This window comes from Pediococcus sp. M21F004, from assembly GCF_051122535.1.
Taxonomy (GTDB): Bacteria; Bacillota; Bacilli; order Lactobacillales; family Lactobacillaceae; genus Pediococcus; species Pediococcus inopinatus.
The window spans coordinates 700,975-727,046 of the sequence record NZ_CP177314.1; the positions used below are offsets into that span (position 1 = coordinate 700,975).

42 protein-coding genes are annotated in these 26,072 nt (G+C 39.5%); 3 read left to right on the top strand and 39 right to left on the bottom strand.

Annotated features, from left to right (window positions below):
- Positions 1-3: 3 nt before the first annotated feature.
- Positions 4-609, bottom strand: coding sequence for an ECF transporter S component (locus ACLHK8_RS03655; protein WP_320531907.1), 606 nt, complete (start codon positions 607-609; stop codon positions 4-6).
- A 118-nt stretch (positions 610-727) separates the two neighbouring features.
- Here ACLHK8_RS03655 and ACLHK8_RS03660 point away from each other — a divergent pair, with 118 nt between their 5' ends.
- Positions 728-1,681 carry an NAD(P)-dependent oxidoreductase gene (locus ACLHK8_RS03660; RefSeq protein WP_320531908.1) on the top strand — a complete coding sequence of 318 codons (954 nt, stop codon included), beginning with the start codon at positions 728-730 and terminating at the stop codon, positions 1,679-1,681.
- Positions 1,682-1,747: 66 nt separating this feature from the next.
- Here ACLHK8_RS03660 and ACLHK8_RS03665 read toward each other — a convergent pair whose 3' ends face one another.
- Entirely contained in the window at positions 1,748-3,169 is a 1,422-nt protein-coding gene (locus tag ACLHK8_RS03665; protein ID WP_057771921.1) for an APC family permease, read from the bottom strand.
- A 91-nt stretch (positions 3,170-3,260) separates the two neighbouring features.
- Positions 3,261-3,797 carry a PadR family transcriptional regulator gene (locus ACLHK8_RS03670; protein ID WP_063698127.1) on the bottom strand — a complete coding sequence of 179 codons (537 nt, stop codon included), beginning with the start codon at positions 3,795-3,797 and terminating at the stop codon, positions 3,261-3,263.
- A 95-nt stretch (positions 3,798-3,892) separates the two neighbouring features.
- On the opposite strand from ACLHK8_RS03670, the gene ACLHK8_RS03675 reads away from it, so the two are divergent.
- Complete coding sequence (locus tag ACLHK8_RS03675; RefSeq protein ID WP_320531909.1) at positions 3,893-4,429, top strand: phenolic acid decarboxylase; 537 nt, start codon at positions 3,893-3,895, stop codon at positions 4,427-4,429.
- Positions 4,430-4,580: 151 nt separating this feature from the next.
- Here the strand turns inward: ACLHK8_RS03675 and rpsI are convergent, their stop codons facing one another.
- The 35 genes from rpsI to rpsJ all read right to left on the bottom strand — a co-directional run bounded on the left by rpsI (position 4,581) and on the right by rpsJ (position 22,980).
- Positions 4,581-4,973, bottom strand: coding sequence for a 30S ribosomal protein S9 (gene rpsI, locus ACLHK8_RS03680; RefSeq protein WP_057771913.1), 393 nt, complete (start codon positions 4,971-4,973; stop codon positions 4,581-4,583).
- 14 nt (positions 4,974-4,987) lie between these two features.
- Positions 4,988-5,431, bottom strand: coding sequence for a 50S ribosomal protein L13 (gene rplM, locus ACLHK8_RS03685; RefSeq protein WP_057771912.1), 444 nt, complete (start codon positions 5,429-5,431; stop codon positions 4,988-4,990).
- Between the two features lie 120 nt (positions 5,432-5,551).
- On the bottom strand, positions 5,552-6,319 hold the full coding sequence (gene truA, locus ACLHK8_RS03690) for a tRNA pseudouridine(38-40) synthase TruA (protein ID WP_320531910.1): 768 nt from the start codon (positions 6,317-6,319) through the stop codon (positions 5,552-5,554).
- Positions 6,320-6,329: 10 nt separating this feature from the next.
- Complete coding sequence (locus ACLHK8_RS03695; RefSeq protein WP_320531911.1) at positions 6,330-7,127, bottom strand: energy-coupling factor transporter transmembrane component T family protein; 798 nt, start codon at positions 7,125-7,127, stop codon at positions 6,330-6,332.
- Positions 7,120-7,992, bottom strand: a complete 873-nt coding sequence (locus tag ACLHK8_RS03700; protein ID WP_057771907.1) for an energy-coupling factor ABC transporter ATP-binding protein — start codon at positions 7,990-7,992, stop codon at positions 7,120-7,122. Before ACLHK8_RS03700 ends, ACLHK8_RS03695 begins: the two co-directional genes overlap by 8 nt.
- The gene (locus ACLHK8_RS03705; protein ID WP_057771906.1) at positions 7,968-8,804 is read right to left on the bottom strand and encodes an energy-coupling factor ABC transporter ATP-binding protein; all 837 of its coding nucleotides are present in this window, start codon (positions 8,802-8,804) and stop codon (positions 7,968-7,970) included. The genes ACLHK8_RS03700 and ACLHK8_RS03705 overlap by 25 nt, the downstream gene beginning before the upstream one ends.
- Positions 8,805-9,035: 231 nt before the next feature.
- Positions 9,036-9,419 carry a 50S ribosomal protein L17 gene (gene rplQ, locus ACLHK8_RS03710; protein ID WP_057771904.1) on the bottom strand — a complete coding sequence of 128 codons (384 nt, stop codon included), beginning with the start codon at positions 9,417-9,419 and terminating at the stop codon, positions 9,036-9,038.
- A gap of 21 nt (positions 9,420-9,440) precedes the next feature.
- The gene (locus tag ACLHK8_RS03715) at positions 9,441-10,385 is read right to left on the bottom strand and encodes a DNA-directed RNA polymerase subunit alpha (RefSeq protein WP_063698132.1); all 945 of its coding nucleotides are present in this window, start codon (positions 10,383-10,385) and stop codon (positions 9,441-9,443) included.
- An 82-nt stretch (positions 10,386-10,467) separates the two neighbouring features.
- A complete protein-coding gene (gene rpsK, locus ACLHK8_RS03720) occupies positions 10,468-10,857 on the bottom strand; it encodes a 30S ribosomal protein S11 (RefSeq protein ID WP_057771899.1) in 390 nt (129 codons plus the stop codon).
- Between the two features lie 21 nt (positions 10,858-10,878).
- Entirely contained in the window at positions 10,879-11,244 is a 366-nt protein-coding gene (gene rpsM / locus ACLHK8_RS03725; protein ID WP_057771897.1) for a 30S ribosomal protein S13, read from the bottom strand.
- Between the two features lie 21 nt (positions 11,245-11,265).
- Positions 11,266-11,385: a 50S ribosomal protein L36 gene (gene rpmJ / locus ACLHK8_RS03730; RefSeq protein WP_011668476.1), complete on the bottom strand. Its 120-nt coding sequence runs from the start codon at positions 11,383-11,385 to the stop codon at positions 11,266-11,268.
- Positions 11,386-11,415: 30 nt separating this feature from the next.
- Positions 11,416-11,634: a translation initiation factor IF-1 gene (infA, locus tag ACLHK8_RS03735; protein ID WP_057771895.1), complete on the bottom strand. Its 219-nt coding sequence runs from the start codon at positions 11,632-11,634 to the stop codon at positions 11,416-11,418.
- Positions 11,635-11,794: 160 nt separating this feature from the next.
- Positions 11,795-12,454 (bottom strand): adenylate kinase, encoded by a 660-nt coding sequence (locus ACLHK8_RS03740; RefSeq protein WP_057771893.1) that lies wholly within the window; start codon positions 12,452-12,454, stop codon positions 11,795-11,797.
- A gap of 20 nt (positions 12,455-12,474) precedes the next feature.
- A complete protein-coding gene (gene secY, locus ACLHK8_RS03745; protein ID WP_434520416.1) occupies positions 12,475-13,788 on the bottom strand; it encodes a preprotein translocase subunit SecY in 1,314 nt (437 codons plus the stop codon).
- Positions 13,788-14,222 carry a 50S ribosomal protein L15 gene (gene rplO / locus ACLHK8_RS03750; RefSeq protein WP_057771889.1) on the bottom strand — a complete coding sequence of 145 codons (435 nt, stop codon included), beginning with the start codon at positions 14,220-14,222 and terminating at the stop codon, positions 13,788-13,790. Before rplO ends, secY begins: the two co-directional genes overlap by 1 nt.
- A 29-nt stretch (positions 14,223-14,251) precedes the next feature.
- Positions 14,252-14,434 carry a 50S ribosomal protein L30 gene (gene rpmD / locus ACLHK8_RS03755; protein ID WP_046871311.1) on the bottom strand — a complete coding sequence of 61 codons (183 nt, stop codon included), beginning with the start codon at positions 14,432-14,434 and terminating at the stop codon, positions 14,252-14,254.
- A 12-nt stretch (positions 14,435-14,446) separates the two neighbouring features.
- On the bottom strand, positions 14,447-14,950 hold the full coding sequence (rpsE, locus tag ACLHK8_RS03760) for a 30S ribosomal protein S5 (protein ID WP_057771887.1): 504 nt from the start codon (positions 14,948-14,950) through the stop codon (positions 14,447-14,449).
- 21 nt (positions 14,951-14,971) lie between these two features.
- Complete coding sequence (gene rplR, locus ACLHK8_RS03765; protein WP_057771885.1) at positions 14,972-15,337, bottom strand: 50S ribosomal protein L18; 366 nt, start codon at positions 15,335-15,337, stop codon at positions 14,972-14,974.
- A 34-nt stretch (positions 15,338-15,371) separates the two neighbouring features.
- Complete coding sequence (rplF, locus tag ACLHK8_RS03770; protein ID WP_057771883.1) at positions 15,372-15,908, bottom strand: 50S ribosomal protein L6; 537 nt, start codon at positions 15,906-15,908, stop codon at positions 15,372-15,374.
- A gap of 29 nt (positions 15,909-15,937) precedes the next feature.
- Positions 15,938-16,336: a 30S ribosomal protein S8 gene (gene rpsH / locus ACLHK8_RS03775; protein WP_434520417.1), complete on the bottom strand. Its 399-nt coding sequence runs from the start codon at positions 16,334-16,336 to the stop codon at positions 15,938-15,940.
- A 33-nt stretch (positions 16,337-16,369) separates the two neighbouring features.
- Positions 16,370-16,555, bottom strand: a complete 186-nt coding sequence (locus ACLHK8_RS03780; RefSeq protein WP_074693903.1) for a type Z 30S ribosomal protein S14 — start codon at positions 16,553-16,555, stop codon at positions 16,370-16,372.
- Positions 16,556-16,573: 18 nt separating this feature from the next.
- The gene (gene rplE, locus ACLHK8_RS03785; protein WP_057771880.1) at positions 16,574-17,116 is read right to left on the bottom strand and encodes a 50S ribosomal protein L5; all 543 of its coding nucleotides are present in this window, start codon (positions 17,114-17,116) and stop codon (positions 16,574-16,576) included.
- Between the two features lie 25 nt (positions 17,117-17,141).
- Positions 17,142-17,453: a 50S ribosomal protein L24 gene (gene rplX / locus ACLHK8_RS03790; RefSeq protein WP_057771877.1), complete on the bottom strand. Its 312-nt coding sequence runs from the start codon at positions 17,451-17,453 to the stop codon at positions 17,142-17,144.
- 33 nt (positions 17,454-17,486) lie between these two features.
- A complete protein-coding gene (gene rplN / locus ACLHK8_RS03795) occupies positions 17,487-17,855 on the bottom strand; it encodes a 50S ribosomal protein L14 (RefSeq protein WP_057771875.1) in 369 nt (122 codons plus the stop codon).
- Between the two features lie 54 nt (positions 17,856-17,909).
- Positions 17,910-18,176, bottom strand: a complete 267-nt coding sequence (rpsQ, locus tag ACLHK8_RS03800; RefSeq protein ID WP_057771873.1) for a 30S ribosomal protein S17 — start codon at positions 18,174-18,176, stop codon at positions 17,910-17,912.
- Positions 18,177-18,202: 26 nt separating this feature from the next.
- Positions 18,203-18,397, bottom strand: a complete 195-nt coding sequence (gene rpmC, locus ACLHK8_RS03805) for a 50S ribosomal protein L29 (protein ID WP_046871302.1) — start codon at positions 18,395-18,397, stop codon at positions 18,203-18,205.
- A complete protein-coding gene (rplP, locus tag ACLHK8_RS03810; protein ID WP_057771871.1) occupies positions 18,387-18,821 on the bottom strand; it encodes a 50S ribosomal protein L16 in 435 nt (144 codons plus the stop codon). The genes rpmC and rplP overlap by 11 nt, the downstream gene beginning before the upstream one ends.
- A 2-nt stretch (positions 18,822-18,823) precedes the next feature.
- Positions 18,824-19,495 (bottom strand): 30S ribosomal protein S3, encoded by a 672-nt coding sequence (rpsC, locus tag ACLHK8_RS03815; RefSeq protein WP_057771869.1) that lies wholly within the window; start codon positions 19,493-19,495, stop codon positions 18,824-18,826.
- 12 nt (positions 19,496-19,507) lie between these two features.
- Positions 19,508-19,855, bottom strand: a complete 348-nt coding sequence (gene rplV / locus ACLHK8_RS03820; protein WP_057751157.1) for a 50S ribosomal protein L22 — start codon at positions 19,853-19,855, stop codon at positions 19,508-19,510.
- A gap of 12 nt (positions 19,856-19,867) precedes the next feature.
- On the bottom strand, positions 19,868-20,155 hold the full coding sequence (gene rpsS, locus ACLHK8_RS03825; protein WP_057771867.1) for a 30S ribosomal protein S19: 288 nt from the start codon (positions 20,153-20,155) through the stop codon (positions 19,868-19,870).
- Positions 20,156-20,184: 29 nt separating this feature from the next.
- Positions 20,185-21,033 (bottom strand): 50S ribosomal protein L2, encoded by an 849-nt coding sequence (rplB, locus tag ACLHK8_RS03830; RefSeq protein ID WP_057771865.1) that lies wholly within the window; start codon positions 21,031-21,033, stop codon positions 20,185-20,187.
- A 26-nt stretch (positions 21,034-21,059) separates the two neighbouring features.
- Positions 21,060-21,347, bottom strand: coding sequence for a 50S ribosomal protein L23 (gene rplW, locus ACLHK8_RS03835; RefSeq protein ID WP_057771863.1), 288 nt, complete (start codon positions 21,345-21,347; stop codon positions 21,060-21,062).
- Complete coding sequence (gene rplD, locus ACLHK8_RS03840; protein ID WP_057771860.1) at positions 21,347-21,970, bottom strand: 50S ribosomal protein L4; 624 nt, start codon at positions 21,968-21,970, stop codon at positions 21,347-21,349. The genes rplW and rplD overlap by 1 nt, the downstream gene beginning before the upstream one ends.
- 18 nt (positions 21,971-21,988) lie before the next feature.
- Entirely contained in the window at positions 21,989-22,624 is a 636-nt protein-coding gene (gene rplC / locus ACLHK8_RS03845; RefSeq protein ID WP_057771859.1) for a 50S ribosomal protein L3, read from the bottom strand.
- Positions 22,625-22,671: 47 nt separating this feature from the next.
- A complete protein-coding gene (gene rpsJ, locus ACLHK8_RS03850; protein ID WP_046871293.1) occupies positions 22,672-22,980 on the bottom strand; it encodes a 30S ribosomal protein S10 in 309 nt (102 codons plus the stop codon).
- A gap of 313 nt (positions 22,981-23,293) precedes the next feature.
- Between rpsJ and ACLHK8_RS03855 the strand changes: the two genes are divergently transcribed.
- Positions 23,294-23,848 (top strand): cysteine hydrolase family protein, encoded by a 555-nt coding sequence (locus ACLHK8_RS03855; RefSeq protein WP_063698136.1) that lies wholly within the window; start codon positions 23,294-23,296, stop codon positions 23,846-23,848.
- Between the two features lie 61 nt (positions 23,849-23,909).
- On the opposite strand, the gene fusA is transcribed toward ACLHK8_RS03855, so the two are convergent.
- The gene (gene fusA / locus ACLHK8_RS03860; RefSeq protein ID WP_434520418.1) at positions 23,910-26,009 is read right to left on the bottom strand and encodes an elongation factor G; all 2,100 of its coding nucleotides are present in this window, start codon (positions 26,007-26,009) and stop codon (positions 23,910-23,912) included.
- Between the last annotated feature and the right edge of the window lie 63 nt (positions 26,010-26,072).

Here is a 26,072-nt window from a genome sequence, read left to right on the forward strand (position 1 = left end):
ACTTTATCTAAACCGATCTCTACCTAATTTCGTATATTTAAGCAATGGCGCCGAAATTAACGGTACCAAGATTGCGGCCGCAATGGCCTCGGGAATTCCGTTGGTGCCTGCCACCAATAAAATGTATGGCGTCAATGCCTGAAAGTTAATGGCATGTAAAATAGTCGAGCCGTTTCCAAAAAAGAGCGCAATCCCACCTAAAACAAGTACCGTATTGGTTAATGAACCAGCGATGCCACTAATTATGAGTGGTAAGGTGAGCTTATCTTTATTCCGGGCTAGCCTTGAAAATAGCCATCCTGCAATCAAACCAATTAAAATTCGCGGTAAGATGGAAATTAACGGATTCACCATCACAATGTTACCTAACGCACTCGATGTCACTGTCAGTGCGCGAATCCAATCCACAATTCCCCAAATACCACCGACCAGAGCTCCATCGACCGGGCCCAAAACGACCGCCGCAATAATCACGGTGATGTGAATTGTCGTGATATTTAGCGGACCAACTGGCAAGTAACCAATCATTGGAACGTAATTTTGTAAAATAATAATTGCCGCAAACAACCCTAAGATACTAATTCGTGCCGCTGAACTGTTTTTCCCCATTTTAAGTCCCTCACAAGAATTGAAAAGTCTTTTAATTTCTTAATTGTTAAAAATCATTATATCATGAAAGCAACGGAAAAATTAACTACAAGCCACTTTATAAAGGAGTTATTACACTTTGGAAAACCTTTTGATTTTACCTCATAATTCAGAATTAGATGTTGCTGCCTATCAGAAATTGGGCGTTAAAATTTTTACCCCGGAAAGTATCACGCCAGACGACTACGCAAACATCACCATCATGCTTGGTTGGCAGTTACCTTTATCTGAAAATGTTTTAACTGCTGTCAATAGTCATCTGAAATGGATTCAAACTGTCAGTGCCGGGATTGATTATTTGCCCTTGGCTGAACTCAAACAAAGAAATATCTTGGTCAGTAACATGAGTGGCGTGCATGCCACCCCTATTTCAGAAACCGTTTTACTATACGCTTTGTATTTTGCGCGCGATTTTCCCACTGTCCTGGCTAACGGTCAAAAACAACGTTGGGCAGAACATTCAGAGTTTACAAATATTCGCACCTTAAGTCAGTCAACGTGGACAATTTTTGGCACGGGCCACATCGGTGCCGAACTTGCTAGATTGTTAAAAGCTTTTCATGCAAAGACAATTGGCGTAAATCGCAGTGGCCATGCTGTTTCGTCGTTTGATAAAACTTATGCCCAATCGGATTGGCAACAGGCCGTTGCGCATACCGATGTGATCGTCAACATCATGCCTTTAACTGATCAAACTACCCACTTTTTTAATGATCAATTCTTCCAAGCTCTGCCCGAAACGTACTTATTCGTAAACGTTGGTCGCGGTAAGTCGGTTGACACTAACGCCTTAATTCAGGCCATCCAAGATCATAAAGTTCAGCATGCAGCGCTTGATGTCTTTGAAGAAGAGCCCCTGCCTAATACTAGTCCTTTATGGGAACTACCAAATGTGTTGGTGACGCCCCACTATTCGTCTGAAATGGAAAATCTAGGAAGTGCTTGGCACGCCATTTTTTTGCCGAATTTAAAATCTTTTGTGGAAACTGGTTCTGTTTACGAAAATAAGGTCGATTTGAATAACGGCTATTAAAATTTTAAAAAGGATTCCTGAAATCATCGGTAAGTATTGCTTACCAACTTTTCAGAAATCCTTTTGTTATTTTTCTTCGTTTTGTCGTGCATGACTATGTGAAAATCCATAACCAAAGTAAACAATTAATCCAATTGCTAACCAAATACCAAACATCATCCAAGTAAATGAAGCTAGCTGAAGCATCAAGTAGATACAAGCCAGAAACGAAATGATTGGAATCACTGGATAAAACGGAACTTCAAACGACTTAGGCAAATCCCGGAACCGGCGATCCTTTCGCAAAAAGACGACTCCAAGAGAAACCATCGCAAAGGCGAACAGCGTCCCAATATTAACTAATTCTGCAATTTTGGTTAACGGAATAATTCCGGCAAAAACACTGGCAATAAAGCCTAACGCCCACGTATTAATCGTTGGTACGTGGGTTTGCGGATTTAGTTTATGCAAAGCACTGGGCAACAAACCGTCGCGACTAATTGCAAAAATCAAGCGCGTCCCCCCGTACAACATCACGATCAAAACGGTGGTCATTCCAACAACCGCTCCCAAAGATACGATTCCTGCGACCCAGTTTTGATGAATAAAATGCAGGGCAAACGCAACTGGATCAGCCACGTTTAACTTTGTGTAATGCACAACTCCGACCAAAACTACTGATAATAAGATATAAAGAACCGATGCCACAATCAATGACGAGACAATTCCAATGGGCATATCACGTTTAGGATTTTTAACTTCTTCTGAGGCTGTCGAAACGGCATCGAAACCTATATAGGCGTAGAACGCCACAGCAGCGCCCCGGATCACGCCTTTTGCGCCAAAAGGTAACATTGGGCTGTAGTTAGTCGGACGAATGTAAAACGCCGCGACAACGATGAATAAGACAATCACAGCGATCTTCAAAATAACCATGACAGCATTAACTTTTGCAGATTCTCGCACCCCTTGAACCAACAAGTAGGCAATAATCATCGTAATTAGGAATGCTGGTAAGTCGAAAAGGGCGCGTGGACTTCCAGCAGTGCCATAGGCGGCCCGAAAAATCGCTGGTAAGTGAATATTGAAGCCAGCTAAAACATTTTGAAAATAAGCCGACCAACTGACCGCCACCGAAGAAACTGCAAATAAATATTCTGAAATGAGGGCCCAGCCGAGGATCCAAGCAATGAGCTCGCCGAATACCGCATAAATATAGGTATAGGCACTTCCGGCCAATGGAATGGTCGAAGAAAACTCAGAATAACATAACGCTGCTAAGGAACAGACCACCGCGGCAACTAGATAGGACAGCCATACCCCTGGCCCACTGTACGAAGCGGCAATAATTCCTGGTGTGATAAATATCCCCGCACCAACAATTGCGCCGACCCCCATCGTTGTTAAACTAAAGGCTGATAAGGTTTTATCAAGCCCAGTTTTCTTAAACATATCTGTATTAACTTCTTTACGAACAAACAAATCGGCAAATTTTCCTGTTTTTGACATGCTTTAGCTCCCATCAAAATGAGTTGTTTATTAAACATAAAGTTTAATTTTAATCAATATTTAAGAAAAAGTCAATTATGCTTCTCATTTTCTAAATTAGTGTCAACATTTCTTCAAGCCACCTACTGTAACCTTGTTCTCGATCAATTGCGTGGCGGAGAACCAAAGAATGCCCAAAACTTTGATCAATCTTTTCTTGTGTAGAAAACTTTTGTTTAAATTGGCTAGTTAATTGTTTTAATTTATCTTCGTGATACTTTTGCTGAGTTGCAATCATGGGTTTTAACAACGGCGATTGCGCATCATCAATAAAAAACAACTTCAAAATAAATTCGTCGTGCGTGTTATCCAATTCAGAAGGACTTTTTAACCAAGCGTTGAAAATCTCTTGTCCCGCACTGGTAATAAAATACTGTTTTTTGTGAAGCTTCTGGCCCACCGTCATTGATTCATGACCGATCAGCGCATCATCTTCCATCCGTTTTAAGAGGGGATAAATTTGACTGTGATTTGCATTCCAAAACTCACCAATGTCCGAATCAAAGGATTTTGCAAGATCATAACCAGTTTGTTTTTTACTTTTTAATAATCCTAATAATACATATTTCAGGCGATTTTTTTGAGCCATCGAATCTTCCTCCTTGACGTTTCGTTAAAAAAATTGTAACATAACCAAGTTGATTAAAACATGTAATTAATTACACATTAGGAGGAATTATTAGAATGGCAAAAACATTTAAGACACTAGACGATTTTTTGGGAACACATTTTATTTACACATACGATAACGGTTGGGAATACGAGTGGTACGCTAAAAACGATCATACAGTTGACTACCGCATTCACGGCGGAATGGTTGCTGGCCGCTGGGTAAAAGATCAAGAAGCTAACATTGTGATGCTAGTTCCTGGGATCTATAAGGTTTCTTGGACAGAACCAACCGGTACCGATGTAGCTTTGGACTTTATGCCAAATGACAAGAAAGTCAACGGAACAATCTTCTTTCCAAAATGGGTTCAAGAACATCCAGAAATTACTGTAACTTTCCAAAACGACCATATTGACGTTATGGAAGCTGCTCGCGAAAAATATGAAACTTATCCAAAGATGGTAGTTCCTGAATTTGCTCAGATTACTTATACTGGTGATGCTGGTCAAAACAATGACGATGTAATCAGTGAGGCTCCTTACAAAGAGTTGCCTGATGAGATCCGCGCAGGAAAATACTTTGATGAAAATTACAAACGAATCAACAAATAAATAAATTAAAAAGCAAGGTAGAAATCTAATTTGAAGTTTTAACTAGTCACATCCGTTAAAACAACAAACATTGTGATTTCTACCTTGCTTTTTTATACAAAAAAACACTTCTCCGCCAGAAGAAGTGTTTGAAACATTGAAAAAATAAATTTTAACGTTTTGAGAACTGTCCTGCTTTACGAGCCTTTTTAAGACCGTATTTCTTACGTTCCTTCATACGAGGGTCACGAGTTAAGAGACCAGCACGTTTTAAAGGTGTACGGAAGTCAGGATCTACATCGAGCAATGCACGTGCGATTCCATGACGAATAGCACCTGATTGTCCAGAGAAACCACCACCATTAACGTTTACAAGAACATCATAAGTACCTGTTGTTTCTGTAACTTCGAATGGTTGGATAACAACTTGACGCAAGTTAGCAAATGGGATGTAATCTTCAATTGCTTTATCATTTACAGTAATTTTGCCTGTTCCGGGTACAAGACGTACACGGGCAACAGAGTTTTTACGGCGACCAGTGCCGCGATATTGTGCTTCTGCCAAAATTCGTTTCCTCCTTAAATTAAGTTTGTGATATCAAGCTTTTCAGGTTGTTGAGCTTGATGATCATGATCTTCGCCAGCGTAGACATGTAATTTGAGTCCCATTTTATGACCAAGAGAGTTATGAGGAAGCATCCCTTTAACTGACATCTCAATTAATCTTTCAGGAGTCTTATCACGAACTTCACCAGCAGTCTTGGTTTTTAAACCACCTGGGTGATTAGAATGGTGATAATAGAATTTACGTGTTGCTTTACGACCTGTTAATTTGATGTTTGCTGCATTCACAACAATGACAAAGTCACCTGTATCAACGTTAGGTGTGAATGTTGGTTTGTTTTTACCGCGTAAAATAGATGCAACTGTACTTGCTAGACGTCCCAAAGGAATGTCTGTAGCATCTACTACGTACCATTTGCGATCTACCTCGCCTGGTTTTGCTAAATATGTTGTACGCACTTGTAATTCCTCCAATTTCTGTTTTGTTTAACTCAACTTTAAATAAGTTTCCGGGGCCTATTTGTGGAGGTAAACAATACCAAATTTAATTTTACTAATTTACACCACTAAAGTCAATAATCATTTACCAAAATTCTTTGGATAATAGACTTTTTTTAAATAAAGACCACTTGCTGGGGCAGTTACACGCGCCTGATCACGATTTTTCACCTTAAGGAGCCGAATAATATCATGTTCCGGGCGTTTGCCACTCCCAATTTCAATTAGGACCGCCACCATAATCCGGACCATATTATAAAGAAATCCACTTCCATAAAATTCAAAAACAATTTCATTTTGCGCTTCATCGTAAACCGCAGTTGCTTCATAAATTTCCCGAATATTTGTCTTTGTGTGCCCACCAGCAGCACAAAAGCTTGAAAAATCGTGCTCACCAATCAAATCTGGTAACGCCGTCTGAATGGCCTGCAGGTCTAGTGGAAACTTCCAGTGAGCCGTATAATTGCGTTTAAATGGATCGACAAACTCACCTAACGCCAAGCGATACCGATATCTTTTTCCTTGTGTTCCATAGCGAGCATGAAACTCTGAGGTTACTTGCTGAGCTTCTAACACCTCAATATCCAATGGCAAAATACTATTCAAGGCGTGGAGCATGGCGTTATCAGACAAAGAAAAAGGAATATCGAAATGAACAACTTGACCCAAGGCATGAACGCCCGCGTCCGTTCTACCAGATCCATACACTTTGATTAATTTGGCCGGTTTTTTAGCAATTTTATTTACAGCTCGTTCCAAAGTTTCTTCCACCGTGCGCTGTTTTGGTTGTTTTTGAAAGCCTGCAAAATTGGTGCCATCATAGGCAATCGTAATTTTATAACGATACATAAAAATCTCCTTAAAGTAATCGTAGCGCGAATACACTCGCCGTCATTAATAAATAGACTAAACTCGCAATCGTATCACGATTCCCCCATTTTAATTGGCGATACTTAGTTCTTCCCGTTCCTCCTTGGTAGCCACGTGCTTCCATCGCGGTGGCAAGATCCTCGGCCCGATTAAACGCGCTCACAAATAGTGGAATCAGGATGGGAATAATTTTCTTTAAACGTTGCACAATGTTGCCTGTCCCAAAATCAACACCTCGGGCTCGCTGCGCATTCATAATTGTTTCCGTTTCATCCATCAACGTCGGTACGAACCGTAAGGCAATCGAAAGCATCAACGCGACTTCATAAACAGGAAAATGTATCTTTCGAAGCGGCATCAACAAAGATTCTAGGGCATCAGAAATCTGAATTGGTGAAGTAGAAAGTGTCAAAAGGGTTGAAATTAAAATAATCAGTGTAAAACGGACAAAAATGTATGCCGCATTTAAAATTCCCAAACTCGTAATGGAAAAAATCCCCCACTGCCAATATAAATGACCACCGGTACCGAAAAATATTTGAATAACTATAGTGAAGGCAATAATCCAAAGCAGGGGCATTATTCCCTCAACAAAAAGTTTAAAATTAATTTTGGAAGCTAGAATACTTAGAAACGCCACGATTGTCATTAATAAGTAAATCCACCAACTATTCGCAAAAAAAATAACAATCACGTATAGGAAGCTTAGAACTAGTTTTGACCGGGGATCCATGCGATGTACAAAAGAGTCTAGCGGAATATAACGACCAAATAGGATTTTATTCATGCGTTTGGCCTCTCTTCTTAAACAAATCGGCTATGTCATCAGCCAACTCCGACTCCGTTAACGGAAACTGGGTGAAATGAAAGCCGCGTTTCTGCATTTCAAAGGCAAATTCGGTACTAGCTGGCACATCCAATTGTTTTTCATGTAGCCATTCGACATCGGCAAAAACAGTTCGTGGACTGCCTTCTTTAACAATCTTCCCGGCCTCCATCACAATCACATGATCTGCATAATTAGCGACATCTTCCATTTGATGAGTAACCAAAACAATGGTAAATTTTTGCGTGTTTTGAAGTTTCGTAAAAAGCTGCATAATTTCACGACGGCCCCTGGGATCTAAGCCTGCCGTGGGTTCATCAAGCACCAGAACTTCGGGCTGCATAGCTAAGACACCCGCAATCGCAACGCGTCGCATTTGACCACCTGATAATTCGAAAGGTGATCGGGAAAGCACCTCTGCAGGCAACCCTACTAATCCAGCCATTCTTTTAGCAACTTGGCTTGCTTCTTCAGTGGTATTACCAAAATTTTCTGGTCCAAAAGCAATATCTTTTTCTACCGTCTCCGCAAAAAGCTGTTTTTCAGGAAACTGAAATACAATGCCCACTTTTTTTCTTAACGGCTTCAGATTCTTGTTACTGGTTTCAGAAGTGATCGCAGTATCACCGATCAGGACCGTACCACCAGTAGGTTTCAAAAGCGCATTTAAATGCTGCAGGAGCGTCGATTTGCCGCTTCCTGTGTGTCCAATTATCGCAGTAACCGAATTATCCTCAATTTTTGTGGAGATATTTTTCAAAGCTTCAAATTCAAAAGGCGTATCAGGCGAATAGGTGTAAGTTACTTCTTTAAAAGTGATTGCCATAACCAGTCCACCATTCCTTTCTCATCAAAATAAGCTTCCGGCGTTTTCACCTGACGCTGCTTTAACTCCCTTTTTAATCTCTGGGAATAAGGAACATCTAATCCCAACTGCAATAACAGCTCACTATGGTTATAGATAGTTTCCGGAGTACCTGTACGAATTACTTTACCATCGTTTAAAACAATGACCTTGTCCGCATCGGTTGTTTCATCCATTTCATGGGTAATGGACAACACGGTGATTCCCAAACGTTTCTTTAATTTACGAATCACGTTTATAATTTCTCGCCGACCCACTGGATCCAACATACTGGTTGCTTCGTCCAAAATAATAATTTTAGGCTGCATGGCGATCACTCCGGCAAGTGCCACTCGCTGTTTTTGCCCTCCAGATAACTGATCAGGTTGTTTGTGACGAAACTCGCTCATCTGAACTTCTTCTAGTGCCTGCATCACGCGTTCGTGCATTTCATCATGCGGAATCGCCATGTTTTCCAGACCAAAGGCCACATCGTCTTCCACAGTGGCCCCCACGAATTGATTATCCGGATTCTGAAAGATCATGCCAATTTTGTTACGAACTTCCCAAACACTTTCTTCTGCGAGTTCAGTACCTTCAACCCAAATTTGTCCTTGTTTAAAATCAATCAGTCCGTCCAACGCTTGAGCTAGTGTACTTTTCCCACTGCCGTTATGACCAACGATCGCTACCCACTCACCGCTTGAAATCGTAAAAGAGACGTCATCTAAAGCAGGTTGACTATTTTTAGAATATGCATATGTTAAGTGTGCAACTTTAATCACTTCATTCATCCGAGAACATTCCTTTGATAGGTATTTTTTCTATTTTAACATACCCAAACGCACTAACCAGTATACTTATGCTTTTATGTAGATACAAAAAAATCACTGAAAAGAAGTGATAGTTAATACAACGTATTAACCGTGGGCTAGACTCGGAATAAATTCCAACATCATTACACCCTACCACAACTTCTAGTGATAAATTTGTTAATTTAAAAAATTAAATATTCGATTGAATATTTAGTCAACAAATTCCAAGATAACCATTGGTGCAGCGTCTCCGCGGCGAGGCATTGTCTTAAGAATTCGTGTATACCCACCATTACGGTCAGCATAACGAGTAGCTAAATCATCAAACAATTTTTGAAGTGCAGAAGTAACTTTAACCTCGTCAGCATCTTCAGAAACATCAGCAACTACATTGCGAAGAAAAGCAGCAGCCTGACGACGTGCATGTAAATCACCGCGTTTGCTTAATGTAATCATTTTATCAGTAGTTGAACGAACTTCTTTTGCGCGTGCTTCAGTTGTAACGATCTTTTCATTAACAATTAAGTTAGTGGTCAAGTCACGAAGTAAAGCCTTGCGTTGTGAACTCGTACGACCTAATTTACGATAGCCCATGAATGGAAACCCTCCTTATAATTAGTCTTCATTGCGTAATGAAAGTCCAAGGTCAGTTAATTTAACTTTAACCTCTTCAAGGGATTTACGCCCAAGGTTTCTAACTTTCATCATTTGTGCTTCAGTTTTGTCAGTTAATTCCTGAACAGTATTGATTCCAGCACGTTTCAAACAATTGTATGAACGAACTGACAAATCAAGCTCTTCGATGGACATCTCTAACATTTTTTCTTTATGTGTTTCTTCCTTTTCGACCATGATTTCAGCATCTTTAGCTTCATCTGTTAAATTAACAAATAGAGCCAAATGTTCAGTAAGAATTTTTGCTGAAAGACTAGTAGCCTCACTAGGACTAATGGAACCATCGGTCCAAACATCCAAAGTAAGCTTATCATAGTCATCCCGTTGACCAACACGTGTGTTCTCAACTTGATAATTGACACGCTCGATTGGGGTATAAATGGAATCGATTGGAAGCACACCAATTGGCATATCATCCTTGCGAGCCTTATTTTCATCAGCTGAAACATAACCACGACCCGTATCAGCTGTCAATATAGCATGAAAAGTCACGCCATCAGCAACGGTACAGATATACTGATCTGGATTAAGAATCTCAACATCACTGTCACCTTGAATGTCACCAGCAGTGACGGTAGCAGGACCCTTAACATCAATCTCTAAAGATTTTTCATCATCACTTTCGATCTTTAAAGAAACCTTTTTAATGTTTAAGATGATTTGTGTGACATCTTCAACTACGCCTTCAATTGTTGAAAACTCATGAAGAACGCCATCAATTTGAATGCTTGTAACCGCCGCACCCGGTAATGATGACAACAAAATACGACGCAAAGAATTGCCTAATGTTGTTCCGTACCCACGTTCGAGCGGTTCAACGACAAACTTGCCGTAATTGATATTCTCATCAATTTTATGAATGTTTGGTTTTTCAAATTCGATCATTCTTATCTTTACCCCTTTCAAAACGCGTTGTGCATATTAACTCTGAATGCATCATGAAGTTAGCCCTCAAAAAATTGACGCACTATACACGACGGCGCTTTGGAGGACGAGAACCATTATGAGGAACTGGTGTGACATCGCGAATTGCGGATACTTCTAATCCAGTGGATTGGAGTGCCCGAATAGCAGCTTCACGACCAGAACCAGGACCCTTAACAGCAACTTCAACGGATTTCATTCCATGTTCCATAGCTGCTTTAGCTGCAGCTTCTGCAGCCATTTGGGCAGCAAATGGAGTCGACTTACGACTACCTTTGAATCCAAGTGAACCTGCTGATGACCATGCAACAGCATTTCCTTGAGGATCTGTAATCATAACTAATGTATTGTTAAAAGTTGAGTGAATATGTGCCACTCCAGCTTCGATGTTCTTTCTTACTCGACGTTTACGAGAAGTTTTTCTGGTTGCCAATATGCTAGCCTCCTTTATTTATTATTTCTTTCTACCGGCAATTGATACCTTTTTGCCTTTACGAGTTCGTGCGTTGTTCTTCGTGTTTTGACCACGAACTGGAAGTCCACGACGATGACGCATGCCACGGTATGAACCGATTTCTTGAAGACGTTTGATATCAAGACTTACTGAACGACGAAGATCTCCTTCTACACGATAGTTATCTACTTGTGCACGAACTTTATCTTCATCATCAGCAGCAAGATCACGAACACGGACATCTTCAGAGACACCTGCATCCTTTAAGATCTTGACAGCTGTTGTATTTCCGATACCAAAAATATATGTTAAAGCAATCACGATTCGTTTATCACGTGGTAAATCAACACCTGCAATACGAGCCATTAAATTTCACCTCCAGCTTAATTATTTTCCTTGACGTTGTTTGTGTTTTGGATTTGCTGAGCAAATAACCATAACGCGTCCTTTACGTTTAATTACTTTACAATGTTCACACATTGGTTTTACTGATGGACGTACTTTCATGAATATTCCTCCTAATAAAACGTTAAAAACTTATCTGAAACGATAGGTAATACGACCCTTTGAAAGGTCATATGGTGACATTTCCACAGTTACTTTGTCACCTGGAAGAATACGAATATAATGCATCCGAATTTTTCCAGAAACATGTGCCAATATCTCATGACCGTTTTCGAGTTCCACCTTAAACATCGCGTTCGGTAAAGTTTCTTTAACTTTACCTTCAATTTCAATGACATTATCTTTTGCCACTAAATGTGCCTCCCATTTTTACTGTCTTTTTTACAAATTCATTTCGTTCAAGCGCTTATTGTGCATAAAAGTACTATAAGCTAAACCTGAACAAGTTTACCATAAGGTAATTTCATTTGCAAACAAACAAAATTAACTGGTAATAATGAACAGGCAAGCATTAAATAGCTCGTAATACCTTTTGAATTTCTCGGTATACATCGTTGATATCTTGATCACCATTAACTGTATACAATAATTTCTTATCATTATAAAAATCAATGAGTGGTGTATTCAGCTTTGTATTAACCTCAATACGATTTTTTACGGTTTCGGGTTTATCATCTTCACGTTGGTAAAATTCATGGTGACCACAAACGTCACAAGTTCCTTCTACCTTAGGCTTGTTGTACAACTTATGATAAGTTGCACCACAGTTCTTACAGATGAATCGACCTGACAAACGTTCAACTAGCACATCTGCATCAACATGAATGTTGATAACTGCACTAATTGGCTTATTAAGCTTTGCAGTCATTGAATCCAATGCCTGTGCCTGCTCGAGATTTCTTGGGTATCCATCCAGCATAAAGCCGACTTTTGTATCGTCTTCAGCTAAACGATCCGCCACAATACCGTCTGTAACAGAATCAGGAACTAAATTACCTTGGTCAATGTATTTTTTTGCTTCAAGTCCCATTTCAGTTTCATTTTTCATTGCTGCACGGAAAATGTCACCCGTGGAAATATGAGGAATTTCAAATTCATCAACTATTTTTTGTGCTTGCGTACCTTTACCAGCACCAGGTAATCCCATTAATACAAGATTAAGTGTAGACATATTATCTTTGCCCTCCGTTTTTAATCGGTTTGCTCTGGTTTCCTAATAAATCCGACGTATTCACGCTTCATCATTAAGCCATCAATTTGACTGATAATTTCAATCGCAACACCAACAACAATTAGTAAACTCGTTCCGCCTAATCCAATTGATTCATCTAAGTTCCATAGGTCTTGCGCAATTAAAGGAATTAGTGAAACTAATCCTAAGAATAACGAACCCACAACTGATAAACGAATCAAAAGTTGAGATACATAACTCTGCGTCTCATGACCAGGCCAAACTCCAGGAATATAACTCCCTTGTTTTTGAAGATTCTCTGCCAGCTTTTCCGGATTAACCTGAACAAAAGCATAGAAGAATGTGAATACAACAATCAAGAAAGTATATAGAATTGCACCATCTGTTGTCTGCATATTGAATACATCTGACAACACTTTGTACCAAGTATCTTGCGCATGGTTATTCGCAAAAGCCATCAAAATAGTTTGAGGCGTTGCGATAAACGAACTTGCAAAAATAACAGGGATAACACCAGCTACGTTAACCTTTAACGGTAAGTAACTGCTGTCTGAAGTTCCAGAAGCACGGCGAGTGTACTGAATTGGCACACGACGACTAGCTTGTTGAACCCAAGTGACAAATATAACAATAACTAAAACTGCGATAATCAGCGCACCAACGAATAAGAAACTGCTCCACCAATCACTTTTTGCCGTATCGACAAATTGTTCTTGATAAATTTGATACATACTTGTTGGTGTCCGAGCAATAATCCCGGCAAAAATTAGAATTGAAACCCCGTTTCCGAGGCCCCGGTCAGTAATCATATCACCCAACCAAGTTGCTAACATTGTACCACCAGTCAAAATCAATCCAATTGTAATGTAAGTTTGAACACTTGGATTTTCGACTAGATTTAAACTACTTAAAGCATTAAATCCGGCTGTAATTCCGACTGACTGAACAAATGCCAAGATAATAGTTAAATATCTTGTAGCTTGATTTAGCTTTCGACGTCCAACCTCTCCTTGTTTACTCCACTCTACAAATCTGGGCACGATGTCCATTTGTAAAAGTTGAATAACAATTTGAGCCGTGATATATGGGGAAACCCCCATCGCAAAAATAGAGTAATTGGATAGGCCACCACCACTAAATGTATTTAGAATGCCAACCAATCCGGAGGAAGCAACACTTTGTAATGCTTTGGCGTTAATCCCAGGAACTGTGATATACGCACCTAAACGATAAACAATCAAAACACCTAGTGTAAACAGAATTTTATTTCTAATATCCTTTACTTTAAAAGCGTTTTTGATAGTCGATAGCATTAAATCACCTCAGTTTTGCCGCCTGCAGCTTCAATTGCTTTTACTGCACTTTCTGAGAACTTGTTAGCCTTAACTGTAAGTTTCTTTGATAACTCACCACTACCAAGAACTTTAACACCGCTAAGTGCTTTCTTAACAGCTCCAGCCTTTAAAAGTGCTTCAGGTGTAATTTCTGCACCCTCATCAAAGGCGTTTAAGTCATTAAGATTAACGATCGCATATTCCTTACGGTTAATGTTAGTAAATCCACGTTTTGGAATACGACGATAAAGTGGCATTTGCCCACCTTCAAAGCCCAAACGAACCTTGCTACGTGCTTTTTGTCCCTTTTGACCACGACCAGATGTTTTACCATTACCAGATGATGTTCCACGGCCAAGACGGTTACGTTCGCGACGTGAACCTTCGCTAGGTTTTAATTCATTTAACTTCATAAGTTTCAGCACCTCCTAACTAATTTAAATTATTTAACTTCTTCAACTTCGATTAAATGGGCAATAAGGAAAATTGCACCACGAGTCGCCTCATTATTAGGTAAGACAACTGAGCTGTTAACCCGTCCCAAACCTAATTCTTTAACAATTTTGCGTTGCTTTGGGAGGCGATGTACCGCACTTTTAATAAGTGTAATTTTTAATTGAGCCATCATTGTTCCTCCTTATTCAGCCAAGTGATCTGCTGAAACGCCACGTAAAGCAGCAATTTCCTCAGCACTACGTAAACCTTTTAAGCCTTCAAATGTTGCACGAATAACGTTAACAGGTGTATTTGAACCTAAACGTTTACTTGTAACATCATCAACTCCTGCAAGTTCCATAACGGCACGAACAGCACCACCGGCTGCAACACCAGAACCTTCTTCAGCAGGCTTCAACAAAATTCGTCCGCCACCAAACTCACCGATGATTTCGTGAGGGATGGTTGTGCCAATAATTGGTACCTGGACCAAACTCTTTGTAGCATTTTCAACGGCTTTACGAATAGCTTCTGGAACTTCTTGAGCCTTACCAGTACCAAAACCAACGTGACCATTTTTATCGCCAACAACAACTAAAGCAGCAAAACGAAGACGACGTCCACCTTTAACAACCTTTGTTACACGATTGATAGAAACAACACGGTCTTCCAAGTCTAACTTTTCTGGATCGATATAATTCGACATGTACGGTATTCCCTCCTTATCTTAGAATTTAAGTCCATTTTCACGAGCTGCTTCAGCTAATGCTTCAACTCGTCCGTGGTATAAGTAACCGCCACGATCAAAAACGACCTTTTCGATTTTCTTTGCTGCTGCTCGTTTTGCAACTAAAGCACCAACAGAACTTGCTTGTTCAGCTTTTGAACCTTCACTAACTTCACTGTCCAATGTTGAGGCACTTGCTAGCGTTACACCCGCTACGTCGTCAATTACTTGAGCGTAGATGTTTTTATTTGAACGATATACATTTAAGCGTGGGCACTCTGCAGTCCCAGAAATCTTGCTACGAACACGTAAATGACGCTTTTGACGTGTTTTATTCTTATCTGGTTTTGAAATCACAATTTTCACCTCTAAAATTTTCTAATGATTAGCCTATGCGGCATTACTTACCAGTTTTACCTTCTTTAAGACGAACATATTCGCCAACATAGCGAACACCTTTACCTTTATAAGGTTCTGGAGAACGAACGGCACGAATTTCAGCAGCAAAATCGCCAACATGTTGTTTGCTAATTCCACTAACATTAACGTGTGTATTGTCAGGAACTTCTAACTCAATATCAGCAGGAGTTTCTAATTCAACAGGGTTGGAATAACCTAAGTTCAAAACTAAAGTCTTACCTTTAAGTTGTGCACGATATCCAACACCAACCAATTGTAGTTCTTTCTTGTAACCCTTTGTAACTCCGTCAACCATGTTATTGAAGTTGGCACGAGTTGCACCATGTAAGGCACGCATTTTATTATCATTACTTGGGCGGTCAAACGTAACCACATTGTCTTTAACAGTCATTGTGATTTCCGTGCTAACAGTACGTGTTAATGTACCCTTAGGACCTTTGACAGTTACTTGATCACCATCGGCTTTAACTTCAACGCCTGATGGAATTTCTACAGCTTTATAACCAATACGACTCAATTTAATGGCACCTCCTTACTTTTAAAATTTTACCAAATGTAAGCTAAAACTTCGCCACCGACTTTTTTGGCACGAGCCTCTTTATCAGTGACTACACCCTCAGATGTTGAAATAATAGCAATACCTAAACCGTTTAAGACCTTAGGTACGTCATCAGCTTTAACATATGAACGTAAACCAGGTTTTGAAATACGTTTCAAGCCAGTAATAACGCGTTCTTTGTTTTTACCATATTTAAGAAATACACGAATAATACCTTGTTTGTCGTCATCGACATATTCGATATTTTTGATAAAGCCTTCATTCTTAAGAATTTCAGCAATATCTCGTTTGATTTTTGATGCAGGAACTTCCAATGATTCATGACGCACCATGTTGGCGTTACGAATACGTGTTAAGAAATCTGCAATAGGATCAGTCATAGACATTAATGTTTACCCTCCTTTTACTCCGGTATAATTTTACCAGCTTGCTTTTTTCATGCCAGGAATTTGGCCTTCATGAGCTAATTCGCGAAGGCAAATACGGCAAAGATGAAATTTACGATATACAGAGTGTGGACGGCCACAACGTTCACAACGTGTGTAGTTCTGTGTCGAATACTTTGCAGGACGTTGACTCTTAATAACTAATGATTTTTTTGCCAAGTTAATTGCTCCCTTCGTTTACTTTTCGAATGGCATTCCCATTTGTGCCAACAATTCACGAGATTCTTCATCTGTCTCTGCGGTTGTTACGATAACAATATCTAAACCACGTACATGGTTAACATTATCATAATCAATTTCAGGGAAGATTAATTGTTCACGAACCCCAAGTGTATAGTTACCACGACCATCAAATGCTTTAGCACTGATACCGTGGAAATCACGAACACGTGGTAAAGAAACGTTGATTAACTTATCTAAGAAGTCATACATACGTTCGCCACGAAGCGTAACTTTTGCACCAATAGACATACCTTCACGTAAACGGAAACCAGCAATTGATTTTTTAGCTTTTGTAACCAATGGTTTTTGACCAGAGATTAAAGTTAATTCTTCAACAGCCTCATCAAGGTTTTTAGCATTTGTTGTTGCATCACCAACACCCATGTTCAAGACGATTTTATCAACCTTAGGTGTTTGCATAACTGAAGTATATTCAAACTTCTTCATGAGTCCTGGGGTAACTTCTTTAACATATTTTTCTTTTAATCGGTTAGACATGAAAAATTTTTCCTCCTTTCATGAATTATTTATCGATTGTTTCGCCAGATTTTTTGGCAAAACGTACTTTTTTACCGTCTACTACTTTATAGCCTACACGAGTAGGTTCATTTGTAGATGGATCAATTAACATCACGTTTGAAGCATCAATTGCTGCTTCAACATCAATAATGCCACCTTGGGGATTAGTGTTGCTAGCTTTTTGATGTTTTTTAACTTTGTTTACGTCTTTTACAACAACGCGATTTTGTTTAGCAAGGATTTTTGTAATTGTTCCTTCCTTGCCCTTTTCTTTGCCGCTAATTACGCGAACTTTGTCACCATTTTTTACGAACATGTCGTGTTGCACCTCCTTCGATCCGATCCTTAATTACAATACTTCAGGGGCCAAAGAAACAATCTTCATGAAATCTTTGTCACGCAATTCACGTGCAACGGGGCCAAAGATACGTGTTCCTTGTGGGCTCTTATCATCTTTAATTAAAACTGCAGCATTTTCATCAAATTTGATGTATGAGCCATCAGCACGATGTGCACCAGTTTTTGTCCGAACAACTACAGCCTTGACAACGTCACCCTTTTTGACAACGCCACCTGGTGTTGCTTGTTTGACAGTAGCAACAATAATATCACCAATATAACCAAATTTAACACGAGAACCACCCAAAACTTTAATTACTAAAATCTCACGTGCTCCAGAATTATCAGCAACTTTTAAACGACTTTCTTGTTGGATCACAGTTAGTGTCCTCCTTCCATCTTTGTATCAGAATACGAGTTTAAATAACAAAATTTAGATAATAACTGCTTTTTCAACAATATCAATTAAACGGAAACGTTTTGTTGCGGACAACGGACGGGTTTCCATAACTTTTACGACATCGCCAATTTTAGCTTCATTATTTTCATCATGTGCTTTAATTTTCTTTGAATATTTAACACGTTTGCCATAAACAGGATGTTTTTTGGTAGTACTAATCTCAACAGTAATAGTTTTTTCCATTTTATCGGAAATAACTTTACCTTGATATACTTTACGAGCGTTACGTTCCTCACTCATGTGGTAAGTCCTCCCTTCGTATTCTTCTACTTACTTAACTCTTTTTGACGTAAAACAGTTTTGATTCGGGCAATGTTCTTACGAACTTGCTTTAAACGAGCTGTATTTTCTAATTGACCAGTAGCCAATTGGAAACGTAAATTGAAAAGCTCATCTTTATAATCTTGCTCCTTTTTAAGCATCTCATCAGTGGTTAATTCATTAATTTCTTTAGCCTTCATCTGATTCGCCACCTACTTCCTCGCGTTTGATGATCTTTGTTCTTACTGGTAATTTCATTGAAGCAAGACGTAATGATTCACGTGCAGTTTCTTCATCAACACCACCAACTTCAAACATCACTTTTTCGCGTTTCACTGGTGCTACCCAACCTTCGGGAGTACCTTTACCATTACCCATACGAACACCTACACCTTTTGAAGTGTAAGACTTATGAGGGAAAATTTTGATCCAAACTTTACCGCCACGTTTCATGTGACGGTTCATAGCAACACGGGCTGCTTCAATTTGACGGTTTGAGATCCAATGTGAATCTAAAGCCTGTAAACCAAAATCGCCGAATGTAACAGTTTTACCGCCTTTTGCGGCACCACGCATCTTACCACGATGCACACGACGGAACTTAACTCGTTTTGGTACTAGCATGATTATTTCCCTCCTTGTTCTTTAGAATTTCCTTTGGAACTCTTTGCTTCTGGCAAGATTTCTCCACGGTAGATCCAAGTTTTAACACCTAAACGACCGTATGTTGTGCTTGCTTCGACCCAAGCATAATCAACGTCAGCACGTAATGTGTGCAAAGGTACTGTTCCTTCAGAGTAATGCTCAACACGGGACATATCTGCTCCGTTTAATCGTCCAGCAACTTGGGTTTTGATACCCTTAGCGCCTGAACGCATTGTACGTTGCATTGCTTGTTTCATTGCTCGACGGAAAGCGACACGGCCTTCTAGTTGAGCAGCAATGTTTTCGCCAACTAATTTAGCATCTAAATCAGGTTTCTTAATTTCAATAATATTAATATGAACTCGTTTACCTGTAAGCTCATTTAATTGTTTCCGTAAGCTTTCTACTTCGGATCCGCCTTTTCCAATGACCATACCTGGTTTTGCGGTATGGATAGAAACGTTAACGCGATTTGCAGCACGTTCGATTTCTACATTGGAAACAGATGCGTCGGCAAGCTTAGTTGAGATGAATTTACGAATTTGTAAATCTTCACGCAAGTAGTTAGCAAAATCTTTTTCAGCATACCATTTTGCTTCCCAGTCACGGATGATACCAACACGAAATCCATTTGGATTTACTTTTTGACCCACGCGTGTTCCCTCCTATTTCTCAGATACGACTACTGTAATATGACTTGTTCTCTTGTTGATTGGTGAAGCAGAACCTTTTGCCCGTGGACGGAAACGTTTTAACGTTGGTCCTTCATTGACATAAGCTTCACTTACAACCAAATCTTCGCGATCTAAATCAAAGTTATTTTCAGCATTCGCTACAGCAGACATTAAAACTTTTTCTACTACTGGCGATGCGCCTCTTGGTGTAAATTTAAGAGTTGCAATTGCTTCTGCGACGCTTTTTCCTCTAATAAGATCAACTACTAAACGAACCTTACGAGCGGCAATGCGAACAGTTTTTGCAGTTGCATGTGCAGATGTTACTTGTTCAGCCATGATTCATCCTCCTTATTTAGCAGTTGTCTTTTTATCGTCGGTACCATTACCATGACCATGGAATGTACGCGTTGGTACAAACTCGCCAAGCTTATGGCCAACCATGTCATCTTGAATATAAACTGGGACATGCTTTCTGCCATCATAGACAGCAATTGTATAACCGATAAAACTTGGGAAAATTGTAGAACGACGTGACCATGTTTTAATTACAGATTTCTTTTCTTGATCTTTTTGTGCATCGATCTTTTTCAAAAGATGTTCATCTGCAAATGGTCCTTTTTTTAAACTACGACCCATTATGAAACCTCCTTTAGGGAAATTTTCAACTAAATATTACCTAAGCGACCGCGTTTACGACCACGAACAATAAATTTATTTGATTTATTCCGTTTGTTACGTGTCTTCTTACCAATAGTCTTCTTACCCCAAGGTGAAAGAGGTGATGGACGACCAATTGGTGCTTTACCTTCACCACCACCATGAGGATGATCGTTAGGGTTCATTACAGATCCACGAACATGTGGACGTTGTCCAGCATAGCGAGTACGGCCAGCTTTACCAACATTAACAAGTTCATGTTCTTCATTACCAACAGCACCAATAGTTGCACGGCCAGTAGATAAGATCATACGAACTTCTGATGAAGCTAAACGTACAAGAACATATTTTCCTTCTTTACCAAGCAATTGAGCTGAAGCACCAGCAGAACGAGCCAATTGGCCACCCTTGCCAGGCTTTAATTCGATGTTGTGAATAATAGTACCAACAGGAATATTGGTTAATGGTAATGTATTTCCAACTTTAATATCTGCATCAGGTCCAGATTGAACTTTGTCACCAACCTTCAATCCTTTTGGTGCAATGATGTATGCCTTAACACCATCATCATAGCCAATTAAAGCAATGTTAGCAGTACGATTTGGATCGTATTCAATGGCTTTAACTGTTGCAGCAACATCATCTTTGATTCGTTTGAAATCAATAACACGATATTGACGCTTGTTACCACCGCCACGATGACGAACTGTCATTCGACCAGAGTTATTACGACCGGCCGTATGTTTTTGAGACTCAAGTAACGATTTTTCAGGAGTCGTCTTGGTGATTTCGCTATAATCAAGCTGCGTCATACCACGACGAGCATTTGTCGTTGGTTTAAACTTCTTAATCCCCACGTGTTTTTCCTCCTATATTTTATTAATTATTCTTCGTCGAATAATTTGATTTCTTTTGAGTCAGCAGACAAAGTGACAATTGCCTTACGACGTTTCTTAGTATAACCAGAATAACGTCCCTGACGCTTCAATTTACCTTTAACATTCATAACATTTACTTTAACAACTTTAACATCAAAAACGTCTTCAACAGCTTTTCTAACTTCTGTCTTCGTTGCACGAGTATCAACATCGAATGTATAGCGTTTATTGTCCATTTCAGCCATTGATGATTCAGTGACGACTGGACGTAAAATAATATCACGTGATTCCATTATGCGAGAGCCTCCTCTACTTGAGAAAGAGCCTTTTTAGTGATAATAAGCTTATCGCTGTTGATAACATCTAATACATTAACACCACTTGGTGAAACGATTTTGATGTTTTCAAGGTTGCGAGCTGCACGAGCAGTTGCTTCGTTATCTTCTTCAAGGACTAATAATGCTTTCGTCGAAACTTTTAAGCTGTCGAGTGATTGGGCAAATGCCTTTGTCTTTGGTTGTTCAAAGCTGTAATCATCAACAACTAACAAACTGTCATCCAATACTTTTTGTGAAAGTACTGACTTCAGTGCTAAACGACGCATTTTCTTTGGCAACTTGTAAGCATATGAACGAGGTGTGGGACCGAAGACGATACCACCGCCACGCCATTGTGGTGAACGGATTGAACCTTGTCGTGCTCGACCAGTTCCCTTTTGACGCCACGGCTTTCTTCCACCACCACGAACTGCACTACGGTTTTTAACAGCATGTGTGCCTTGGCGCATTGATGCGCGTTGCATAATCACAGCTTCAAAAATCACATTATCGTTTGGTGTGATACCAAAAATGTCTGAGTTAAGTTCAACGTCGCCATTTTTTGTACCATCTTGTTTAAATAAAGATACGCTTGTCATTTAATTTAGTCCTCCTTTCTACTTTTTATGTGGCTTAACTGCATTCTTAACAACTAAGAATGAGCTCTTTGATCCAGGGACATTTCCCTTAATCAACAATACGTTGTTTTCTGTGTCAGCCTTAACGATTTCAAGGTTTTGAATAGTTCGTGTATTGTTACCCATACGTCCTGGTAACTTCTTTCCAGGAAATACTCGGTTAATAATAGCACCGAGAGAACCTGGACGACGATGATAACGGGAGCCATGTGCCATCGGACCAATATGTTGTCCATCTTTTTTGACATTACCTTGGAAACCATGTCCCTTGGTAGTACCAGTGACGTCAACGATATCACCTGCAGCGAATAAGTCAGCACTAATTGTATCTCCGACTTTTAATTCGTCCAATGCAACATCTCTAACTTCATGGATGAACCGTTTAGGATTCGTATTTGCTTTTGCAACATGTCCTTGTTCAGGCTTGTTACTTAGCACTTTACGTTTGTCATCGAACCCTAATTGCACTGCGTTATAACCATCACTTTCAACGGTTTTAACTTGTAATACAACGTTTGGCGTTGTATCAACAACGGTAACTGGAACTAACTCGCCGTTGTCTGTAAAGACTTGGGTCATACCAATCTTTTTTCCTAAAATTCCTTTTTTGGTCATGAGTACACCTCCAATGTGTTTGTTTCTTTAAAATATAGATCTAAATACTAAAGCTTAATTTCAATATCCACACCGCTGGGTAAGTCTAACTTCATTAATGAGTCAACTGTCTTTGGTGTTGGGTTAACGATATCGATCAAACGCTTATGTGTACGCATTTCAAACTGTTCACGAGCCTTTTTGAATTTATGCGGTGAACTTAAAACCGTATAGATTGTACGTTCTGTTGGTAATGGAATTGGACCAGAAATTGTGGCACCAGTTCTTTTTGCAGTTTCGACAATCTTGTCTGCGGATTGATCTAAAATACGATGTTCGTATGCCTTTAAACGGATACGAATTTTTTGTTTTGCCATTGTGTTCCCTCCTTCGTCTATTTTAAAAATGAGACTTGCTCCGTGAAAATTACCGCCGCACCCTCATGGCAAAGCGGCCGGGTGTGTCGCAACCTTTCACATCAAAGCTCCTTGTTTTACCTGAATTGATGGGCATAGTTCACCCGTCAAAACTCAAGTACTTGTCTATATTACTAGATAAACCCGGGCTTTACAAGGCCTTTAAGCCAATTAATCCTTACTTTCTTAAAATGTAATCAATTTGTAACAATCAAAGAAGATGATTACTATCATCAAAACAATTATACTTAAGAATAAATCGGAGGATTATTTAATGAAATCAGCGGAAGCTTTACTTATTATAGACTATACAAATGATTTTGTGGCTGACCAAGGTTCGCTAACAACCGCTAAACCAGGACAAGAAATTCAATCTCAAATCATTAAATTAGCAAATGAATTTAAACAAAAAGGAAATTTTATTATTTTTCCGACAGATTTACACGATTTAAACGATCCCTACCATCCTGAGACAAAGCTTTTTCCGCCCCATAACCTTGCAGAAACTTGGGGACATGAACTTTACGATCAAGTTCAACAATGGTATCAGAAAAATCAAAATAGCTCTCAAGTTTATTACTATAATAAAAATCGTTATAGCGCGTTTGTAAATTCAAATCTCGATAACTTTTTACGTAGTCGTCATATAAAGAAGTTAACTTTAGTTGGTGTGTGTACAGACATTTGCATTTTACACACCGCAGTTTCTGCGTATAACCTGAATTATCAGCTTAGAATTCCCGCGTCTGCAGTCGCAAGTTTTGATCCAGCTGGGCATAAATGGGCTTTGAATCACTTCAAAACTTGTTTAGGTGCCGAAATCATTTAACACAAAAAATCTCCAAGCAGCTTTCACTGTTTGGAGGTTTTTTTCTATCAATTAAAATTAATTAGTTCTTACTTGAAGAACCGCCATTTTTCTTGATAATTTCTTCTTGAATTGACTTAGGAACTGCTTCGTAATGATCAAATGTCATTGTAAACGTTCCACGGCCCTGTGAAGCTGAACGCAATGTTGTGGCATAACCAAACATTTCTGAAAGAGGTACGAATGAATGAATCTCTTCAGCACCAGAGATAGCTTCCATACCTTCAACACGTCCACGACGAGCAGTAATTTGGCCCATGATATCGCCCATGTACTCTTCAGGAACACGAACTTCAACTTTCATAACGGGTTCCAAAATTACTGGAGCAGCCTTTTTAGCAGCATTATGAAGTGAAATTGATGCAGCTACCTTAAATGCAGCTTCACTAGAATCGACTTCATGATAACTACCATCGTATAACTTAGCCTTCAAGTCAACTAATGGATAACCGGCAAGCACACCGTTATTCAAAGCTTCTCGTAAACCTTGTTCTACAGCTGGAATGAATTCACGAGGAACAACACCACCAACGATGCCGTCTTCGAATTCAAATCCTTTTCCTTCTTCGTTAGGTGTAAATTCAATCCAAACATCACCATATTGACCTTTACCACCAGACTGACGCACAAACTTACCTTGTGCAGAAGCAGGTTTTGTGAAGGCTTCACGATAAGCAACTTGAGGTGCACCAACAGATGCCTCAACGTTAAACTCACGTTTCATACGATCAATAATGATATCCAAATGTAACTCACCCATTCCGGCAATTAATGTTTCACCGGTTTCAGGATCTGTTTCAGCCTTGAATGAAGGATCTTCTTCAGCAAGTTTTTGTAAAGCAATATCCATCTTATCTTGATCAGCTTTAGATTTTGGTTCAACGGCAACCTGGATAACTGGATCTGGGAAAGTCATTGATTCCAAATGTAATGGATGATCAGGATCAGTTAAAGAATCACCAGTTGTGGTATTCTTCAAACCAATAGCAGCTGCAATATCACCTGAGAAAACTTCTGGGATTTCTTGACGGTGATTAGAATGCATTTGTAGCAAACGACCAACACGTTCACGTTTGTCTTTAGTAGAGTTCAAAACATAAGAACCTGATTCCAATGTTCCTGTATAAACTCGGATATAAGTCAAACGACCAACGAAAGGATCTGTAGCCACTTTAAATGCTAAAGCAGAGAATGGTTTGTCGTCTCCGGCAATTAATTCAACGGCTTCGTCTGTCTCGGGATCAACAGCATTGTATGGTTTAACATCCAATGGTGATGGTAAGTAGTCAACAACGGCATCCAACATCATTTGAACACCTTTGTTTTTGAAAGCTGAACCAGCTAATACAGGGAAGAGTTCAAGGTTCAAAGTACCCTTACGGATAGCAGCCTTGATTTCATCCTTACTGATTTCTTCTCCACCAAGGTATTTTTCCATGATGTCATCGTCAATATCAGCTAATTGTTCGATCATTGCAGTCCGACGCTTCTCAGCTTCTTCTTTGTAATCATCAGGAACATCAACTGTATCCCATTCAGTACCTAGCTTATCTTCATCGTAAAGATCAGCTTTCATTTCAACAAGGTCAATGACCCCTTCAAAATCATCTTCGGCACCAATTGGCATTTGGATTGGTAAAGCATTTGCTTGTAAACGATCTCTAAGTGATTGAACAGAGAAATCAAAGTCAGCACCAACTTTATCCATCTTATTTGCAAAAACAATCCGAGGAACACTGTAATCAGATGCTTGACGCCAAACTGTTTCAGTTTGAGGTTCTACACCTGCTTGTGCATCAAGGACCGCAACTGCACCATCTAAAACACGCAATGAACGTTCAACTTCAATAGTGAAATCAACATGTCCTGGTGTATCAATGATGTTAATTCGGTGATCTTTCCAAGCAGCAGTAGTTGCAGCAGACGTGATTGTAATTCCACGTTCCTGTTCCTGTGCCATCCAGTCCATTTGTGAAGCTCCATCATGAGTTTCACCAATTTTATGAATTTTACCTGTGTAGTATAAAATCCGCTCTGTAGTAGTCGTTTTACCGGCATCGATATGGGCCATGATTCCGATATTACGAGTCTTTTCAAGTGGAAATTCTCGTTTATTAGCCATAGTAAAAAATGTTTCTCCCTTCGAATGAATGGTTAAATAATCAAATTTAGAAAAAATGACTAC

Excerpts from the sequence above, each read along its gene's own strand:
- ACLHK8_RS03665 (WP_057771921.1), bottom strand. The coding sequence starts at position 3,169 with ATGTCAAAAACAGGAAAATTTGCCGATTTGTTTGTTCGTAAAGAAGTT.
- rpsJ (WP_046871293.1), bottom strand. The coding sequence starts at position 22,980 with ATGGCAAAACAAAAAATTCGTATCCGTTTAAAGGCATACGAACATCGT.
- rpsE (WP_057771887.1), bottom strand. The coding sequence starts at position 14,950 with ATGTCGAATTATATCGATCCAGAAAAGTTAGACTTGGAAGACCGTGTT.
- ACLHK8_RS03700 (WP_057771907.1), bottom strand. The coding sequence starts at position 7,992 with ATGGCAATCACTTTTAAAGAAGTAACTTACACCTATTCGCCTGATACG.
- rplD (WP_057771860.1), bottom strand. The coding sequence starts at position 21,970 with ATGACAAGCGTATCTTTATTTAAACAAGATGGTACAAAAAATGGCGAC.
- truA (WP_320531910.1), bottom strand. The coding sequence starts at position 6,319 with ATGTATCGTTATAAAATTACGATTGCCTATGATGGCACCAATTTTGCA.
- rplO (WP_057771889.1), bottom strand. The coding sequence starts at position 14,222 with ATGAAGTTAAATGAATTAAAACCTAGCGAAGGTTCACGTCGCGAACGT.
- ACLHK8_RS03655 (WP_320531907.1), bottom strand. The coding sequence starts at position 609 with ATGGGGAAAAACAGTTCAGCGGCACGAATTAGTATCTTAGGGTTGTTT.
- ACLHK8_RS03715 (WP_063698132.1), bottom strand. The coding sequence starts at position 10,385 with ATGATCGAATTTGAAAAACCAAACATTCATAAAATTGATGAGAATATC.
- ACLHK8_RS03855 (WP_063698136.1), top strand. The coding sequence starts at position 23,294 with ATGAAATCAGCGGAAGCTTTACTTATTATAGACTATACAAATGATTTT.
- ACLHK8_RS03675 (WP_320531909.1), top strand. The coding sequence starts at position 3,893 with ATGGCAAAAACATTTAAGACACTAGACGATTTTTTGGGAACACATTTT.
- ACLHK8_RS03670 (WP_063698127.1), bottom strand. The coding sequence starts at position 3,797 with ATGGCTCAAAAAAATCGCCTGAAATATGTATTATTAGGATTATTAAAA.
- rplX (WP_057771877.1), bottom strand. The coding sequence starts at position 17,453 with ATGTTCGTAAAAAATGGTGACAAAGTTCGCGTAATTAGCGGCAAAGAA.
- rpsM (WP_057771897.1), bottom strand. The coding sequence starts at position 11,244 with ATGGCTCGTATTGCAGGTGTTGATTTACCACGTGATAAACGAATCGTG.
- rplP (WP_057771871.1), bottom strand. The coding sequence starts at position 18,821 with ATGCTAGTACCAAAACGAGTTAAGTTCCGTCGTGTGCATCGTGGTAAG.
- rplW (WP_057771863.1), bottom strand. The coding sequence starts at position 21,347 with ATGGAATCACGTGATATTATTTTACGTCCAGTCGTCACTGAATCATCA.
- rpmC (WP_046871302.1), bottom strand. The coding sequence starts at position 18,397 with ATGAAGGCTAAAGAAATTAATGAATTAACCACTGATGAGATGCTTAAA.
- ACLHK8_RS03705 (WP_057771906.1), bottom strand. The coding sequence starts at position 8,804 with ATGAATGAAGTGATTAAAGTTGCACACTTAACATATGCATATTCTAAA.
- ACLHK8_RS03695 (WP_320531911.1), bottom strand. The coding sequence starts at position 7,127 with ATGAATAAAATCCTATTTGGTCGTTATATTCCGCTAGACTCTTTTGTA.
- rpsQ (WP_057771873.1), bottom strand. The coding sequence starts at position 18,176 with ATGAGTGAGGAACGTAACGCTCGTAAAGTATATCAAGGTAAAGTTATT.
- ACLHK8_RS03740 (WP_057771893.1), bottom strand. The coding sequence starts at position 12,454 with ATGTCTACACTTAATCTTGTATTAATGGGATTACCTGGTGCTGGTAAA.
- fusA (WP_434520418.1), bottom strand. The coding sequence starts at position 26,009 with ATGGCTAATAAACGAGAATTTCCACTTGAAAAGACTCGTAATATCGGA.
- rpmJ (WP_011668476.1), bottom strand. The coding sequence starts at position 11,385 with ATGAAAGTACGTCCATCAGTAAAACCAATGTGTGAACATTGTAAAGTA.
- rpsH (WP_434520417.1), bottom strand. The coding sequence starts at position 16,336 with ATGTCTATGACTGATCCTATTGCAGATTTCTTAACACGTATTCGTAAC.
- rpmD (WP_046871311.1), bottom strand. The coding sequence starts at position 14,434 with ATGGCTCAATTAAAAATTACACTTATTAAAAGTGCGGTACATCGCCTC.
- secY (WP_434520416.1), bottom strand. The coding sequence starts at position 13,788 with ATGCTATCGACTATCAAAAACGCTTTTAAAGTAAAGGATATTAGAAAT.
- rplC (WP_057771859.1), bottom strand. The coding sequence starts at position 22,624 with ATGACCAAAAAAGGAATTTTAGGAAAAAAGATTGGTATGACCCAAGTC.
- rplQ (WP_057771904.1), bottom strand. The coding sequence starts at position 9,419 with ATGGGCTATCGTAAATTAGGTCGTACGAGTTCACAACGCAAGGCTTTA.
- rplE (WP_057771880.1), bottom strand. The coding sequence starts at position 17,116 with ATGTCTAACCGATTAAAAGAAAAATATGTTAAAGAAGTTACCCCAGGA.
- rplV (WP_057751157.1), bottom strand. The coding sequence starts at position 19,855 with ATGGCTGAACAAGTAACATCTGCACATGCAACTGCAAAAACTGTTCGC.
- rpsS (WP_057771867.1), bottom strand. The coding sequence starts at position 20,155 with ATGGGTCGTAGTTTAAAAAAAGGACCATTTGCAGATGAACATCTTTTG.